Raw genomic sequence first — 14,973 nt, 5'->3', positions numbered from 1 at the left:
CTTTCAGAGGTAGTAGACACGGTTTTCGATGCTGCCACGGATGCGTCCGTAGAGATTGGCGAGGTGGAAGAGCCACATTCCCGTGGTGTTTCTCCGGACCTTCCTCGGAATCAAGGGATTTCGGAAGACAATGTAGGCAATCGTGTCAGCCAGGGCAATGGGCGACCGACGAGGCATACCGTGGTCGCGGAAACTCGCGTAGAGCTTGGCATCGGCACGTCCGCCCGCCACGTTCTGCCGCCAGTGTTCTAAGTACGAGTCACGCAGGCGGTAAGCGGTCACGGCGTCGGTGGCCTGTCCGAGAGTAAAGCCTCGCAATTGAAGTCGCACGCAGAACTCGAAGTCTTCGCCGGAACCGGTGAATTCCTCGTTCCATCCACCAAGTTCGTCGATGAGCGATCGGGGTGCGGCAAAACTGCAGCTCGGCGTGACCGGGAGGTATCCGTGGATGATCGGTAGAGTACCGCTTGCCGGAAGTGGCCGCCAGGAGGCAACGTCGGCAGAGTTGATCGACGCCGTTTCGAGAGTGCCGCCCACTGCGTCGTAGCGCGTGCATGCTTCCACCATCGCGCTGAGCCACCCGGAGTGGACGCGGTCGTCGGCGTCGGCGAATGCGATCAGCTCGCCTTTGGACTGTGCCACACCGGCATTGCGGGCGTGCGCCGCACCGGGCTTGTCGCTGCTGTCGATCAGCCGTAGCGCGAGCGTGGTCGCGTGGGGATAGTTCTCCAGGTGCCGCCGAAGACCGTCGGTAGAACCGTTGTCGCTGACGATCACCTCGAAGCGGCCTACGTAATCCTGTGCGGCCAGCGCGTCCAGCTGTTCGTCGATCAGTTCGGTGGCGTTGTACGCGGGTATGACAACCGACACCAAGTCCGGGAGTGGGCTGGGCATCTGACCTCCGAATAGTGGGGACCCGAGCAGGTAGAACCCGAGCGCGCCTCCACTCTATTCGGTTGCCGCGAACTTCTGGGCCGTCAGAAAAGATGGGCTGTCAGAAAGATGGGCGTTCAGAGAAGCTCGTCCGCCTCGTCGCGTAGGGCGGCGCGCCTCTGGTGGCGTTTTACACCCAGGACGGCAGCCGTGAGTCCGATGAGCGCACCGACTCCACCGCCGGCCCAGGTCGCGATTCCCTCGCCCGGCCGAGCCATCAGTTGTGCGACGACGCCGATCAGTGCGATCACGTAGACGGACCCGGCCACGAGTACTCGGGGCTCGAGACCCCTCATGCTCGCGTAGACATCGACATCGTGAGCCTGTGCGTAGCGCAGCACCACCATCGAATAGACAAACCACCCGATGATCAGTCCGAATGAAATCCACGCGCCGGTTCGTCCGGCAACCCACGGCAGAATCGCGGCGGCGATCAAAGCGATCCAGTACGCCAGTTGGAACCCGACCGCTGAGGCTTCGTTCCACACGTCGCGTTGGCGCTCGTCCTTGTAGAAGTCGTCGTCCAGATCGCCGACGAACCGCAGTGCCTTCATCATCGTGCTCATACTGTCTCCTCGGCATGTTCCGGTAGCGGGAAGAGTGTTTCGACGGTGGTTCCCAGCGCTCCTGCCAGCCGTATTGCCAGGTAGACACTGGGTGCGTAGTCACCGCGTTCGATGGAGACGATGCTCTGCCGACTCACCTGGCCAGCTGAGGCCAGCTGCGCCTGGGTGAGCCCAACGAGGCGTCGGTGCTCACGCACTCGGTTGTCTCCGGCTCTTTCGACCATGGAAAAAGTAAAGGACACTTGTCATTCAATGTCAAGTAGACTTGTCACAGCGCTACACCTCGATCGGCGGATGCAATCTATCCATCGTCCACTGCCGATTGCGCCGGGCGGCAAGCGAACTGGCGGTCAGTGATGCGATCAGAACCCCGCTGAGCACCGCGATGGACACCCAGAGCCTAGAGTCGATTCCGCCTACCGTGAGCTGGCGCAGACCGTTGACGGCGTACGTCATCGGATCGAACGGATGAATGATCTGGAAGGGTTTGGCTGTGGTTTCGACGGGATAGATTCCGCCGGCCGAAACCAGCTGCAACATCAGGAACGCCAGGGTGACAACGCGTCCGACGGACACACCGAATATCGCGTTGAAGGCTTGGATGAGTGCCATGTAGGTGGCGGTGATGAGAATGAGGAATCCGACGGTGCCCGCGACATGCGTGGCATGCAGTCCCACTCCGAAGTGCACCACCACGTACATGACGATCACCTGGCAGATGCCGATCAGCAGTGCCGGCCAGTACGACGCCAACACAACGCGCAGCGCTCCCAGTCCGTTGGCGATCGGGCGGTTCTGTAGTGGCTTGAGCAACATCCACGTGATGATGCCGCCCACGAACAATGCGAGAGGCAGGAAGAACGGAGCGAAACCGGTGCCGAAGGTGGCGGCTCGGTTCTTGTAGGTTTCCTGCAGTTCGACCGGACTGGAGAGCGTTTGCGCTGCCGCGGTGCGCTGCTCGTCAGTCCAACTCGGCACCTGTCCGGAGCCTTCGGTGAGCTTGGTGGCAAGTTCGGACGCGCCGGCCTGCAATTTCGGGGTTCCCTCGGCGAGCTGAGCAGCGCCGTCGGAGAGTTCGATACTGCCGTCGGTGAGCTGAACGAGACCACTGCTCAGCGTTTGGGCGCCGGCATTGACCTGTTGGCCTCCGTCGCGGAGCTGGACGAGTCCGCTGCGCAGTTCGCCGCCGCCGCCGACTGCCGCGCTCAGGCCGGCACGGAAGGTGCTCGACGGATCTCCGAGTTGATACGCGAGTTGCTGTGCGCCGCTTTTGAGCTCGGCCAGTTGCCCCATGGTGGATTCGCCGAACCCTTGGGTGCGCAGGATGTCTTGGGCGGGTGCCAACGCGTTGGCGATCTGCTGCGAAACGGGATCGGGATTCAGGCGCAGTGCTGCCACGGCTTGGCCCACCAACTGTGTTGCCTGAGCTTGCGTGTCGCCCAGAACATTCAGGGTGTCGACAACCTGGGTGACGCCGCCGCTGAGTTCTGTTGCGCCGTTGCCCAGTTGACCGGCACCCACATCGAGTTGTCCCAATCCGTCGGTGAGCGCCAGGATTCCACCGGTTGCGGTGTCGATTCCCGCAGATAGTTGCGCGGTACCGCCGGCAAGGGTGGCGGCGCCGTCGCGGGCGGTCACCATGTTGTCCGCCAAAGTCTTCGAGCCACTGGCAAGTTGGGCTGCGCCGTCGTTTGCGGTTGTCATGCCTGCGGAGAGTTGTTGTGCTCCGTCAGCGGCCTGTTTCAGCCCGGCGCCCGCGTCGGTGAGTCCCAGCAACACGGTCTCGACGGATTGTGCGCCGATCGTGGCGCCCACCTGGTTGAGAATCTGCTGGGCGGCATTTTGGCCGATGATCGTGGCCAGGTAGTTGTTCACGTCGTTGAAGGCGAACTGCAACTGGGCTTTACGTGGGTTGTCGGACGTGGGCGAGGCGACCGCTTCACTGAAATTCTCGGGCAGTGTCAACGAGAAGTAGTACGTGCCGTCCGAAACGCCCTGCGCTGCTTCGTCAGGGGAGACGAGGTGTAGGTCCAGTTCGCCGGAGTCGAGGAGGGCTTGGCTCACCTGATCACCCGCGTTGAGTTCTTTCCCTTGAACCATGGCGCCGCGATCGATGTTGACCAGCGCGACCGGAACCTTGTTGACCTCGCCGAACGGATTCCAGAACGCCCACAAGTACATTGCGCCGTACAACAGTGGCATGAGGATGATGGTGACGAGTGCGATTCGGGGCATGACTCCCCGGGAGAACCGCTTGAGTTCGGTTCCGAGTGACATTCCTGCAAGCATCGCCGCTACCTCGCGCCTTCTTGATCGGGATAGGTGACATCGTCGCGCAGAGTGAGCACGTCGACCGGTGACCCTTCGGGCAGCGGATTCACCGTGGAGCAGATGACGGTCTGATATCGCCCAAGGTCGGCGAGTCGCTCCACCAGGTAGGCGCGCTCGTAATCGCGTCGTACCTGCTCGAGGTCGTCGATGACAAGCACCGCGGTCTTCTTGGTGTTTGCGACGGCGATCCGCAGCAAGGTGGCTTCGAGTTCACCGAGATCGCTGACGTATTGACCCAGACGCGGTAGTGGGTGATCGCCGAACACCGGCCCGCAGACGGCGGCGAGTTGCTCGTCACCGGCGCGGCCGATCAATTTGTACCATGGTGCATCCCAACGGATCTGCTCCGTGACGAGGTCGCGAACGGTGACCGACTGTGCCAGTTCGTCGATGTCCTCGAAACCGGCGATGGAGCAGATGTCGAAGATGTCGCGCGGGCGGGTACGTCCGAATACGCTCAGTGACCCGGAACTGGGCTTCAATCGCCCGCTCAGTGCCAGGAGCAGTGAGGTGCGTCCGGATCCGGCCGAGCCTTCGATGACGGTGACGCCGCCGGCTCCGATGTCGAGGTCTACCGGGCCGAATACCGGGCCCCACGGTCCGTCGAGGCGTAGTCCCCGCGCTGTTACTGCTGTCTCGCGCGTGTACTCGGGCTGGGATTCGTACGCCTCGTGCGGAGCGGCCACGGCGATCACCTTTTCGGGTTGGAGTCGGCAGTGCTGGTTCAGCCAACCACAGACAACCCGAACTGGTGCCCCGAGTGGGCGGCCGATCGTGAAGGTTTTTGCTCGCTGCGCGAGTAAAAACCTTCACGATCAGCGAACTGAAACGGGTCCGGCCGCCGAGGGAAAACCCCTCAGCGGCCGGACCCGGTTCAGTCGATCAGAATGCAGCTTCGTCGATCTCCATGATGTCGTTCTCCGTGTTGGCGATGATCTCGCGCGACGCGGTGAGCTCCGGCAGTACGTTCTTGGCGAAGAAGGACGCGATGGCGACCTTGCCCTCGTAGAACGCCTTGTCCTTGTCGGAAGCGCCGTTGTCCAGCGCTGCGATAGCGATCTCCGACTGGCGCAGCAGCTGCCAGCCGATGATCAGGTCGCCGACAGCCATCAGGAAGCGCACCGAGCCGAGTCCGACCTTGTACAGCTCGGAAGGCTGCTCCTGAGCGCCCATGAGGAACCCGGTGAGGGTTGCCGCCATGGTCTGGACGTCTTCGAGGGCGGAAGCGAGCAGTGCGCGTTCCGCCTTGAGGCGACCGTTGCCTGCTTCACTGTCGATGAACGTCTTGATCTGTCCGGCAATGTGAGCGAGGGCGACACCGCGGTCACGAGCGATCTTGCGGAAGAAGAAGTCCTGCGCCTGGATGGCGGTGGTTCCTTCGTACAGCGAGTCGATCTTGGAGTCGCGGATGTACTGCTCGATCGGGTAGTCCTGCAGGAATCCCGAGCCGCCGAGGGTCTGGAGGCTGTCGGTCAGGTACTGGTATGCGCGCTCGGAGCCGACGCCCTTGACGATGGGGAGCATGAGGTCGTTGACGCGGAACGCGGTGTCCTTGTCGGCGCCCGAGACATGCTTGGCGACGATCTCGTCCTGGTGCGCCGCGGTGTAGAGGTACACCGCACGCAGGCCTTCGGCGTATGCCTTCTGCATCGCGAGGCTACGACGCACGTCGGGGTGGTGCGTGATGGTGACGCGCGGTGCGGCCTTGTTGGTCATCTGGGTGAGATCGGCACCCTGGACGCGCTGCTTTGCGTAGTCGAGAGCGTTGAGGTAGCCGGTGGAAAGGGTGGAGATAGCCTTGGTGCCCACCATCATTCGAGCGTGCTCGATGACGTCGAACATCTGCGCGATGCCGTTGTGAACCTCGCCGACCAGCCAGCCCTGGGCGGGGACGCCGTGGCCACCGAAGGTGAGCTCACACGTGGTGGATGCCTTGAGGCCCATCTTGTGCTCGACGTTGGTGACGAAGACGCCGTTGCGCTCGCCGAGTTCGTTGGTCTCGAAGTTGAAGTGCGTCTTCGGGACGAAGAACAGGCTCAGACCCTTGGTGCCGGGGCCGGCGCCTTCGGGGCGAGCGAGGACGAGGTGGAAGATGTTCTCGAACAGATCATCCGAGGTTGCGGACGTGATGAAGCGCTTGACGCCTTCGATGTGCCAGGAGCCGTCGTCCTGCTTGATCGCCTTGGTGCGGCCGGCGCCGACGTCGGAGCCTGCGTCGGGCTCGGTGAGGACCATGGTGGCGCCCCATCCGCGTTCGACAGCAGTGGCTGCCCAGCTCTTCTGCTCTTCGGTGCCGTTGTTGAACAGCACGTCGGCGAAGGAGGGGCCGGCCTGGTACATGAATGCGGCCGGCTGCGCGCCGAGGAGCATTTCGGCGATCGCCCACACGACCGTGCGGGGGACGGGTACGCCGCCGACCTCTTCGCTCAGGCCCATGCGGAACCACTCGGCGTCCCACATGGTGCGGAAGGACTTCTTGAAGGATTCGGGAAGCGTTGCCTCGTGGGTCTCCGGGTCGAAGACAGGCGGGTTACGGTCGGCGTCGGCGAAGGACTCGGCGAGAGGTCCCTCAGCCAGTCGTGCGACCTCGGCCAGCATGCTGCGGACGGTGTCGGCATCGAGATCGCCCCAAGCGCCTTCGCTCAGTGGCTTTTCCAGTCCGAGTACCTCGAAGAGGTTGAACTCGAGGTCCCTGACGTTGCTCTTGTAATGGCCCATGTCTGCTTCTCCCAGTGAGGTGGTGCGGTCCAGCACTCCTAGTACCGCCCGAAGTTTATTACTCGTCGGTAACTTAATACATGTTACTAGTCGTTCTTTCAACTGCCAACATCGAATTTCCGTCCGATGACAAGTGCGTCGATCGCGATTCCCGTTTCGGTGTGTCTGTGCGGATTTCCGGCGATCTCGAAACTGAGCCGGTTTCCGAATTCTTCCATCAAATCCTCTGGCGTGTAGAGGATTTCGGGATCCTGTGGTCCGCCGACGCCGTAATCGACGTTGCTTCGGTCGTGACCCAAAATCATGAGGATTCCGTCAGGTTTCAGAGAATTTATGGCACGGTTCACAACCAACGTGCGCTGTGGTGCCGGCAGATGGAGGTACAGAACGAGCGCAAGATCGTAATTGTGGCCGTACTCGACCGTGGTGACGTCACCGCAGCGGTAGTCCAGTCGATCGACCACGGAGCGTGGGGATCGGGAGGCGATCGTGCGGGCCTTGTCGATCGCGACGGCCGAGTAGTCGATGCCGGTCACTTCCCAGCCTCGTGTTGCCAGCCACAACGCGTTGCGGCCCTCTCCGCAGGCCAGGTCCAATGCCTTGCCGTGGGGGAGGGCCGTCGCGTATTCCACCAGAAGCTCGTTCGGGGGAGCGCCCCAGACGAGTTCCGATCGTTCGTACTTCTTGTCCCAGTCGGCCGCGTCCATAAGTGACGACGGTAGTGGTACTCAGTGCTTGTGCAGTGCCGCCCGCGTCGGGACGGCGATCGACAGGAATCCCAAGGCGGCAGTGACGGCAACGATCGATCCGTAGACCGCCGGCGAGACGGTGGGTACCGGCGCGCCGGAGACGGCTATCGCGATCCCCACCAGCGGAGGTATGGCGATCAGCGTCCCGACCACAATGGCGATACCGACCACCATGACGGATTCGATCCGCATCATTGCGCGAACCTGACTGGTTCTGGCGCCCACGAGTTGCAGTAGGGCAAACTCTCGCGCGCGTTCCGCCGTGGCCGCGACCAAGGTGTTCACAACAGCGACAGCCAGATAACCCAGCAGAACCAGGACCGCGAGGATGCTCACCCAGGACTGCATCCGACGCTCGTCGGCGCCGGCGGCCCCGAACTGGTCCTGGTTCATTGCCGAGATAGAGGAGAAGGACTGCAGTGACTGCTGCACCTCATTGATGCGTCCAGGTTCGGCGCGCACCAGAACCGTGTCGATCAGCGCGTCGGTGGAGTGTGTCCGCAGCGTATCGACTGGCAGAGTGACGTCGCCGAAACCGAGTCCACGACCGTACTTCGCGACAACCAACGGATGTATCACCGTGCCGTCGCCGAGATGGAGATCGATGCGACCACCGACGCGGGCACCGAGGGCGAAGGCACCGTCGCTGCTCACGGCAACGGTGTCGTCGGTCAGATCGGCCAAATCTCCCTCGACGACATCGAGGTCGAGAGTGGACGCGGCGTGAGCGGCGTCGATTCCTTGCGCGGAGATCGGGGTGACCGCTGCGCCTGCCTCGTCACCACTCGTCACCGGCAGGACCTGACTGCGGACGACGGGGTTGGCGCCGCTCACTCCCGGAATTGCCCTGACGGAATCGACGAGCGCGGGTGCGATGCCGGCCGGAGCGCCCACGATCAGATCTGCGGTCACTCCCTTGATCGACTGATCGGTTGCCTCGGCGGCGACGGTTGACTGGCTGAAGAACTGCACGGAGCCCAGGGCGATGGCCAGAGCGAGCGGCACGATGGCGGAGGAGAGCCGACGCGAATGAGATTCGGCATTTGCGGCGGCCAGAACTCGCGGCGCTCGGGTGCTACGGCGCAGTGGCCCGCCGACGGCCCGGATGATGGCGCGCACGAGCAGTGGGCCAAGCAAGGCGACGGAGAAGATCAGAAACAGCGCGCTGCTGCCCGCTCCGGCAGCTGCAGCCTCGCCGGGCAGGAACGCCGGGAGTGCGGACATACTCAGACCGAGGACGCCGAGCACGGCTCCGGTGACAATCCTGGGCCTACTCAATTCGGCTGGGCCGCGCTCGGATTCGCGCAGCGCCTCGGTAGGTTCGAGTTTTGCCGGGCGGCGGGCAGCCACCGCCGCTGCGCCCCGCGCGGTCAGAACGCAGATGACAAACGCGCCCAAAGCGGGAATCGGGCTGTATACCAAGGCAAAATCGGGAGGGATGACGCCGGCGCTCGCGAACTGTGCGCCCAGAACTTTCGCGAGCAGGAAGCCGGGGATCAGCCCGAGGGCGGCTGCGGCGGTAGCGACGAGGAGCACCTCGCGTCCGATCATCGTGTGAATCTGGCGCGTGGTCGCGCCGATTGCGCGCAGCAGAGCAAATTCTCGACGGTGTGCGTTGATCGAGAGTGACAGCGTGCTGGACACGACAAACATGGCGACCATCAAAGCGAGACCCGCAAACGACGCGCAGAGCGCGATCAACTGGGTCCGCGCAGCACCGGCGTCGAGGAATTCGATGCCGCCACGCGCGGTGCCGGCCGAGATCTCAGCGTCGGTGCCGGACAGGGCCTCGCGGGCGAGAGCGGCCGCGTTCACGCCTTCGGGTGCGATCACACCGACGGCGGTGACCGAGCCGTGATGCGGCCACAACCGTTCGGCCTCCTGGTCTTCGAGGAAGACGAGTGCCGGACGGTCCGGTGATGCTTCGGAATCCGAATCGGCTGTGCCGACAACGGTGTACTCGTCCACTATCCCGCCGTGCGCCAGCGTGATTCGCTCACCGACGGCAGCGCCGGTGGTGGAGACAACTTCTTTGCTGTTCTGCGGTGCGCGTCCTTCGGTCAGTGAATATGGTGCCAATTGCGCTGTACGCCAAGGATGTGCGTCGAGTACGACGCCGTCGGCGGTGCTGACGGGGACGGAGATATCGGGAACGACGGTGGCATCGAGTGCATCGAGCTTGTGAACCACATCGCTATCGAGCAGAACCCGCTCGGCAAAGGGCTGATCGGCGTCTTCCTTGACCGCCAATGCCTGCGGCGCACTGACGACGGCGTCGGCTCCGGCGTAGAGATGCGGCGAGACTCCACCTCGCACTCCCGATTCCAGCAGAATGCCCAACGCGCAGGTGAGGAGGGCGGCGCAGAACACGGATACGAATACGGCGACGAAGCCGGAGCGGTGTGCCTTCAGGTGGGCAACGGTATGAGCTTTCACGGTCACCAGTCCCCGAGGTGCGTCATGCGCTCGGCGACCTGCGCCGGAGTGGGCCGGTCGATGTGCCCGACCAGTTTTCCGTCGGCCAGAAACAGCACGCGGTCGGCATACGACGCGGCAACGGGATCGTGGGTGACCATGACAACGGTCTGATCGAACTCGGCAGCGGTGTGGCGCAGAAGTTCCAAAACCTGCTTCGCGCTGCGTGAGTCGAGCGCGCCGGTGGGTTCGTCGGCAAAAAGCGCGTCGGGTCGAGTGATGAGTGCTCGGGCGATGGCAACTCGTTGTTGTTGTCCGCCGGACAGTTCGGCGGGTGCGCGATTGCGCAACGCACCGAGTCCGACGGACTCCAGAACGAAGGTCAGATAGTTTTTGTCGGCAGTGCGTCCGGCGAGGAGTAGGGGGAGTGTGACGTTCTGTTGCACGGTCAGCGCGCCGAGCAGGTTGTACGCCTGGAAGACAAAACCGACATGATCGCGCCGGAAGATGCTGCGGGCCTTCGGCTTCAGTCGAGATACGTCGGTGCCGCCCAGCCAGGTCGATCCGCTGGTCGGGCTGTCGAGACCGGCAGCGCAGTGCAGGAAGGTGCTCTTGCCCGAACCGGACGGGCCCATGACCGCGGTGAACGTGCTGCGGGGCAGGGTGAGGCTGACATTGTCGAGAGCAGTGACGCCGCCGCCCTTGCCGTAGACCTTGCTGACTCCCTCGAGACGAACAGCCGCAGTGGTCGCCGTCGGCGCGGGGGGATTGAGGACCGCGTGTCGATTCTTCATGAATTCAACGCTATGGAGATTCGGCGCATCCCGACATCCTGCAGAGTCCCGAATCAATGGTGTAGCCAGCTGTAGTGGATCTGCGCGGTGAGTGCGGCATGCTGGGACGGTGAAGCAGAGGTTTCGGGCAGTGCGCTACGTGCTTGTCGAGGGTTGCGCCGGCGTGGTGTCCCTGGCTTTGGTGATAGCGGGCATGGTCCTGCTCTCGTTGTCGGTGCTGATCGTGGGGTGGGCGCTGGTTCCGTCGTACGTGCGTGTGTTGCGGTGGTGGGCGGATCTTGCCCGTGCTCGTTCGGCTCGCTACTCGGGTTCTGCTGTTCCCCATCGCTATCCGCCCATGCCGGCCAATCCGGGGATAGGGGATCTGCGTCGACTGCTCACCGAACGGTCGACGCGACGCGACGGCGGCTGGTTGGTTCTCCACGCGATGGGAGCGCCCGTCGCCGGACTTCTCACCGTCGCGTTGCCACTGGGCGCGCTCAATACCTTTGCGGTTCCGTTCTATTGGCAGGCAATGCCCGCCGACGAGCCGGTGTCCAATCCCTATCCCGTGACGTCGTGGTTGGGAGCGGCCGGCATGCCCGTCGTGGGCGCTCTGTATTTGTTGTTGGCGTGGTGGCTGATTCCGGCGATGGCGCGGTGGTTGTCTCTGTTGGCGTCGTCTCTGCTGGCGAAGGATGCCCGGGCAGATCTGTCGCGGCGGGTGAGCGAATTGACCGCAAGTCGTGCGGCGGCGTTGGACGCACACTCGGCAGAACTCAAACGCATCGAGCGGGATCTGCACGACGGTGCCCAGAATCGTCTGGTGGCGGTGGTGATGATGCTGGGAATGGCCGAGCGGGCCCTGTCGAACAATCCGGATCAGGCGCTTCCGCAGGTGCACCGGGCGCAGGCGGCAGCCACGGAAGCACTGAGCGAGCTACGGGCGCTTGTTCACGACATCTACCCGCCGATTCTCGACGAACTCGGGCTGGACGGTGCGGTGTCCGCTCTTGCTGGACGTTCAACCGTGCCCTGTGTGCTCGAGATCGAGAACCTACGACGCGCTCCCGCCGCGGTGGAGGCCGCTGCCTACTTCGTGGTGGCCGAGGCGCTGACCAACGTCGCCAAACACAGTGGAGCACACGCCGTCACTGTGCGAGCGGCCACGAAATCCGATCCTGAGACCATGACAATCGATGTTCTCGACAACGGACACGGCGGCGCGAGCGAGCGCCTCGGGGGCGGTCTCGCCGGCATCAGGCGTCGGGTCGAAGCATTCGAGGGAACTGTGGTCCTGGACAGTCCGGCCGGTGGGCCGACAACGATGAGGGTGGAACTGCCGTGCGGATACTGATTGCCGAGGACGATGCTTTGCTGCGTGAGGGACTGGCGCTGCTGTTGCGCGGGGAGGGCTACGAGGTCGTGGCGGTGCCGGACGCGGACCAGTTCCTGTCGGTGTTCGAGGAAACGGCCCCAGACGCCGGTGTCCTGGACGTGCGGATGCCGCCCACGTTCACCAACGAGGGTCTGCGGGCCGCGATAGAGGTTCGCAAGGCACGGCCAGGCTTCCCCGTTCTGGTCCTCTCGGCGTACGTGGAGGACCGCTACGCCGGTGAGCTGCTCGCGGGTGGCGCAGGCGGTGTGGGATACCTCCTGAAGGAACGTGTCGGCAAGGTCGCCGAATTTGTCGACGCTCTCGAGCGGGTGATCGGCGGCGGAACCGTCATGGATCCCGAGGTGGTATCCCAACTGATGAGCCGTCGTCGCGCCGACGATCCCATTCGCGCACTCACTCCGAGGGAATCGGAAGTGCTCGGTTTAATGGCAGAAGGGTTGGGAAATCAGGAAATCGCGCACAAACTGGTTGTCAGCGACACTGCTGTGAGCAAGCACATAGGAAATATCTTCGCGAAGCTCGGCCTGTCGACTTCCCAAAGCGGACATCGTCGGGTTCTAGCTGTTCTAGCCCATTTGCGGGCTTGACCGAACATCTGGACGGCGGACGCGCCGCAAGCGTAATGTGAGCCAGCCTCATGTTGTTGTCGTAACCTAACGGTGACCTGAGAGGCGTGGGCGTATGTCCGCTACGTAACGTGTGATCTCGGAAACGAGTCAAGCACCTGAAGCAACGAGGAGATCGATCAATGGGTAAGCCGATTGCCAGTGTGGCCGGAGGTCGGCAGTCCGTCCTTCTCGGGCTCGGCGTTCACCGCCCTGAGCGGGTTGTGACCAACGACGAGATCTGCGAGACGATCGATTCCACGGACGAGTGGATTCAGACCCGCACAGGCATCAAGTCGCGCCGCTTTGCCGGCGACGGCGAAGGCGTCGTCGCGATGTCTCTCGGTGCCGCACGTGGCGCCCTGGCTGCCAGTGGCATCGCTCCCGAGCAGATCGGCGCTGTCATCATCGCCACCTCCACCTACGACCTGCAGACGCCGCAGGCCGCATCGGTGATCGCTCACGAACTCGGTATGAACGGTCCGGCCGCATTCGACCTGGCTGCCGGCTGTGCCGGATTCAGCACCGCACTCGGTGTCGCCAACGACCTGATCCGCGGCGGAACTGCCGACTACGCACTTGTCGTCGGCGTCGACCGCATGAGTGACACCACCGAGCCGACCGACCGCAGTGTGCGCTTCATCTTCGGCGACGGCGCCGGCGCCGTCATCGTCGGTGTCAGTGACACCGTGGGAATCGGCCCCGTCGAGTGGGGTTCGGACGGAAGTCAGTCCGACGCCATCAAGCAGGAGCCGAGCTGGCTCGAGTTCATCGAGAAGCCCGAAGGCGCTCGGCCGTGGATCAAGATGGCCGGCACGGCCGTATTCCGTTGGGCTGCTTTCGAAATGGGCAAGGTTGCCACGCGCACGCTCGAGAAGTCGGGTCTGACCATCGATGACATCGACGCGTTTGTGCCGCACCAGGCCAACCAGCGCATCAACGAGGTCATCGCGCGCAGCATGAAGCTGCCCGAGGGATTCCCGGTCTCCAACGACATTGCCGAGACGGGCAACACGTCCGCAGCTTCGGTGCCGCTGGCCATGGAGCAGATGCTCCGCGACGGCCAGGTCAAGCCGGGCGACAAGGCCCTGTTGGTCGGCTTCGGTGCCGGACTGTCCTACGCCGGCCAGGTCGTCATCCTGCCGCCGCTCGGAACTGATCCGAACGCCTGATCTTCCTCACAGACGAGAGCCCGCGAACCGAACAGGTTCGCGGGCTCTCGTTATGTTTGGTTCGGCTCAGCGGGTCGGCGACGACAGTAGTGGGATCAGTAGTTCGTCCGGTGTGAGGGCGCCGTGCTGACCGGGCAGCCCGGCCAGGCCTGATTCCACCGAGCGGCGCACCACAGCAACATCGTCGGTGGCGATGGCGATGACGTCGCCGATTCGCCCGTGAAACGCGGAATGTACTGAGGGGCCGAATAATCCGGCGACAATGCCCTCGGCCCGTGTGCCGATCCACATCCGGTCGCCGAGTTCGGCTCGCCACCGCGCAGCCACGTCGGCTGCCGCACCTTCGCGGGTGTGGATGTGCCGGCAGCGTGGTTCGCCGGCGAGCGCGAGGACGTCTTTGGACAGGACCGGCGAGTTGTCGTAGTCGATTTTGTTTGCGTCGGTGATCTCGACCATTCCGTGGTCGGCGGTCACGATCAGAGTCACGTCCGGACCGAGAGCAGCGGCGAGTTGTTCGACGACACGATCGACCAGTGACAGTTGCTGGAGCCACGGCTCCGATTCAGGTCCGTACACATGCCCGAGGGCGTCGATCTCGCTGATATAGCAATACGTGAACGTGCGCTCCGCGGATTTTGCGACGGCAACCGTGCGAGCCACCAGATCGCCGTACGCCTGAATGCCGGCAAAAGCTGCCCCGCGCATGCCCGCGCGAGTAAGTCCGCTGCCGTCGAACTTGGACGGGACAACCGTCGTCACAGTGATGCCTGCGGCCTGCGCCCGGTTGAACGTCGTGGCTTCCGGTTGAAGAACCTCGGGGACGATCGAATCGGCGTACGACTCTTTTTTCCCGGTGGGATGCCATCCGAGCCAGTTGAACACCGCATCGGCTTCCTCGACGTACGACTGGTAGCCGGTAATGCCGTGCGCGCCCGACGGGAGGCCGGTTCCCAGGGACACGATGCTGGTGGCCGTCGTCGTGGGAAATCCGGCGCGGATGGGGGAGCCCACCCAAGAGTTCAAGTACGGGGCATGCTCGGCATTGCGCGCCAGGAGATTGGCTCCCATACCGTCGACCAGCAAGATCACCGTTCTCTTGCTGGGTGGCAGATTCAGTCGATTGGCCTCGCCGGCAACTCCCAGCGAGGCGAGAATTGACGGCGCAAGGGTCGACAGTGTCGGTTGTGAGTACACATCGAGGAGAGGTGCGGGGGCGGGCATCCCATGAGATTAGGCGGTGAACGCCGAAAACTGCATACCTTCTGGGCATGCGTTCAAATTGGGGGCGAAGCCCCCGTGCGCCTTTTTGGTA

General features: G+C 63.5%; 13 protein-coding genes. 3 read left to right on the top strand and 10 right to left on the bottom strand.

The window, feature by feature from the left end; all coding sequences use genetic code 11:
* Positions 1 to 3: 3 nt before the first annotated feature.
* The 9 genes from KYT97_RS13335 to KYT97_RS13295 form a co-directional block, all read right to left on the bottom strand.
* Positions 4 to 894, bottom strand: a complete 891-nt coding sequence (locus tag KYT97_RS13335) for a glycosyltransferase family 2 protein (protein WP_219112519.1) — start codon at positions 892 to 894, stop codon at positions 4 to 6.
* 116 nt (positions 895 to 1,010) lie between these two features.
* Positions 1,011 to 1,499 (bottom strand): hypothetical protein, encoded by a 489-nt coding sequence (locus tag KYT97_RS13330; RefSeq protein ID WP_219112517.1) that lies wholly within the window; start codon positions 1,497 to 1,499, stop codon positions 1,011 to 1,013.
* Positions 1,496 to 1,723, bottom strand: coding sequence for a helix-turn-helix transcriptional regulator (locus KYT97_RS13325; protein WP_045064590.1), 228 nt, complete (start codon positions 1,721 to 1,723; stop codon positions 1,496 to 1,498). Before KYT97_RS13325 ends, KYT97_RS13330 begins: the two co-directional genes overlap by 4 nt.
* Before the next feature lie 52 nt (positions 1,724 to 1,775).
* Entirely contained in the window at positions 1,776 to 3,788 is a 2,013-nt protein-coding gene (locus KYT97_RS13320) for a YhgE/Pip domain-containing protein (protein WP_219112515.1), read from the bottom strand.
* Between the two features lie 5 nt (positions 3,789 to 3,793).
* Positions 3,794 to 4,525: an ATP-binding cassette domain-containing protein gene (locus tag KYT97_RS13315; RefSeq protein ID WP_033231685.1), complete on the bottom strand. Its 732-nt coding sequence runs from the start codon at positions 4,523 to 4,525 to the stop codon at positions 3,794 to 3,796.
* Between the two features lie 187 nt (positions 4,526 to 4,712).
* Positions 4,713 to 6,548, bottom strand: coding sequence for an acyl-CoA dehydrogenase (locus KYT97_RS13310; RefSeq protein ID WP_219112513.1), 1,836 nt, complete (start codon positions 6,546 to 6,548; stop codon positions 4,713 to 4,715).
* A gap of 98 nt (positions 6,549 to 6,646) precedes the next feature.
* Positions 6,647 to 7,255 (bottom strand): class I SAM-dependent methyltransferase, encoded by a 609-nt coding sequence (locus KYT97_RS13305; RefSeq protein ID WP_033231683.1) that lies wholly within the window; start codon positions 7,253 to 7,255, stop codon positions 6,647 to 6,649.
* A 21-nt stretch (positions 7,256 to 7,276) separates the two neighbouring features.
* Positions 7,277 to 9,733 (bottom strand): FtsX-like permease family protein, encoded by a 2,457-nt coding sequence (locus KYT97_RS13300; protein ID WP_245006111.1) that lies wholly within the window; start codon positions 9,731 to 9,733, stop codon positions 7,277 to 7,279.
* A 2-nt stretch (positions 9,734 to 9,735) separates the two neighbouring features.
* Positions 9,736 to 10,506 (bottom strand): ABC transporter ATP-binding protein, encoded by a 771-nt coding sequence (locus KYT97_RS13295; RefSeq protein ID WP_219112509.1) that lies wholly within the window; start codon positions 10,504 to 10,506, stop codon positions 9,736 to 9,738.
* 109 nt (positions 10,507 to 10,615) lie between these two features.
* Here KYT97_RS13295 and KYT97_RS13290 point away from each other — a divergent pair, with 109 nt between their 5' ends.
* The 3 genes from KYT97_RS13290 (at position 10,616) to KYT97_RS13280 (ending at position 13,661) form a co-directional block, all read left to right on the top strand.
* Entirely contained in the window at positions 10,616 to 11,842 is a 1,227-nt protein-coding gene (locus tag KYT97_RS13290) for a sensor histidine kinase (protein ID WP_219112507.1), read from the top strand.
* On the top strand, positions 11,830 to 12,471 hold the full coding sequence (locus KYT97_RS13285; protein WP_141485034.1) for a response regulator transcription factor: 642 nt from the start codon (positions 11,830 to 11,832) through the stop codon (positions 12,469 to 12,471). Before KYT97_RS13290 ends, KYT97_RS13285 begins: the two co-directional genes overlap by 13 nt.
* A 161-nt stretch (positions 12,472 to 12,632) precedes the next feature.
* Positions 12,633 to 13,661, top strand: coding sequence for a beta-ketoacyl-ACP synthase III (locus tag KYT97_RS13280; RefSeq protein ID WP_033231678.1), 1,029 nt, complete (start codon positions 12,633 to 12,635; stop codon positions 13,659 to 13,661).
* A gap of 66 nt (positions 13,662 to 13,727) precedes the next feature.
* Here KYT97_RS13280 and KYT97_RS13275 read toward each other — a convergent pair whose 3' ends face one another.
* A complete protein-coding gene (locus KYT97_RS13275; protein ID WP_141485033.1) occupies positions 13,728 to 14,882 on the bottom strand; it encodes an alkaline phosphatase family protein in 1,155 nt (384 codons plus the stop codon).
* Between the last annotated feature and the right edge of the window lie 91 nt (positions 14,883 to 14,973).

The organism is Rhodococcus globerulus, assembly GCF_019334125.1.
Classification (GTDB): Bacteria; Actinomycetota; Actinomycetes; order Mycobacteriales; family Mycobacteriaceae; genus Rhodococcus_F; species Rhodococcus_F globerula.
The sequence above is the reverse complement of the archived record's forward strand: the minus strand, read 5'-3'. Positions and strand labels throughout refer to the sequence as shown.

Coding starts and splice junctions, on each gene's coding strand:
- KYT97_RS13305 (WP_033231683.1), bottom strand. CDS start 7,255: ATGGACGCGGCCGACTGGGACAAGAAGTACGAACGATCGGAACTCGTC.
- KYT97_RS13320 (WP_219112515.1), bottom strand. CDS start 3,788: ATGCTTGCAGGAATGTCACTCGGAACCGAACTCAAGCGGTTCTCCCGG.
- KYT97_RS13325 (WP_045064590.1), bottom strand. CDS start 1,723: ATGGTCGAAAGAGCCGGAGACAACCGAGTGCGTGAGCACCGACGCCTC.
- KYT97_RS13275 (WP_141485033.1), bottom strand. CDS start 14,882: ATGCCCGCCCCCGCACCTCTCCTCGATGTGTACTCACAACCGACACTG.
- KYT97_RS13295 (WP_219112509.1), bottom strand. CDS start 10,506: ATGAAGAATCGACACGCGGTCCTCAATCCCCCCGCGCCGACGGCGACC.
- KYT97_RS13330 (WP_219112517.1), bottom strand. CDS start 1,499: ATGAGCACGATGATGAAGGCACTGCGGTTCGTCGGCGATCTGGACGAC.
- KYT97_RS13335 (WP_219112519.1), bottom strand. CDS start 894: ATGCCCAGCCCACTCCCGGACTTGGTGTCGGTTGTCATACCCGCGTAC.
- KYT97_RS13280 (WP_033231678.1), top strand. CDS start 12,633: ATGGGTAAGCCGATTGCCAGTGTGGCCGGAGGTCGGCAGTCCGTCCTT.
- KYT97_RS13310 (WP_219112513.1), bottom strand. CDS start 6,548: ATGGGCCATTACAAGAGCAACGTCAGGGACCTCGAGTTCAACCTCTTC.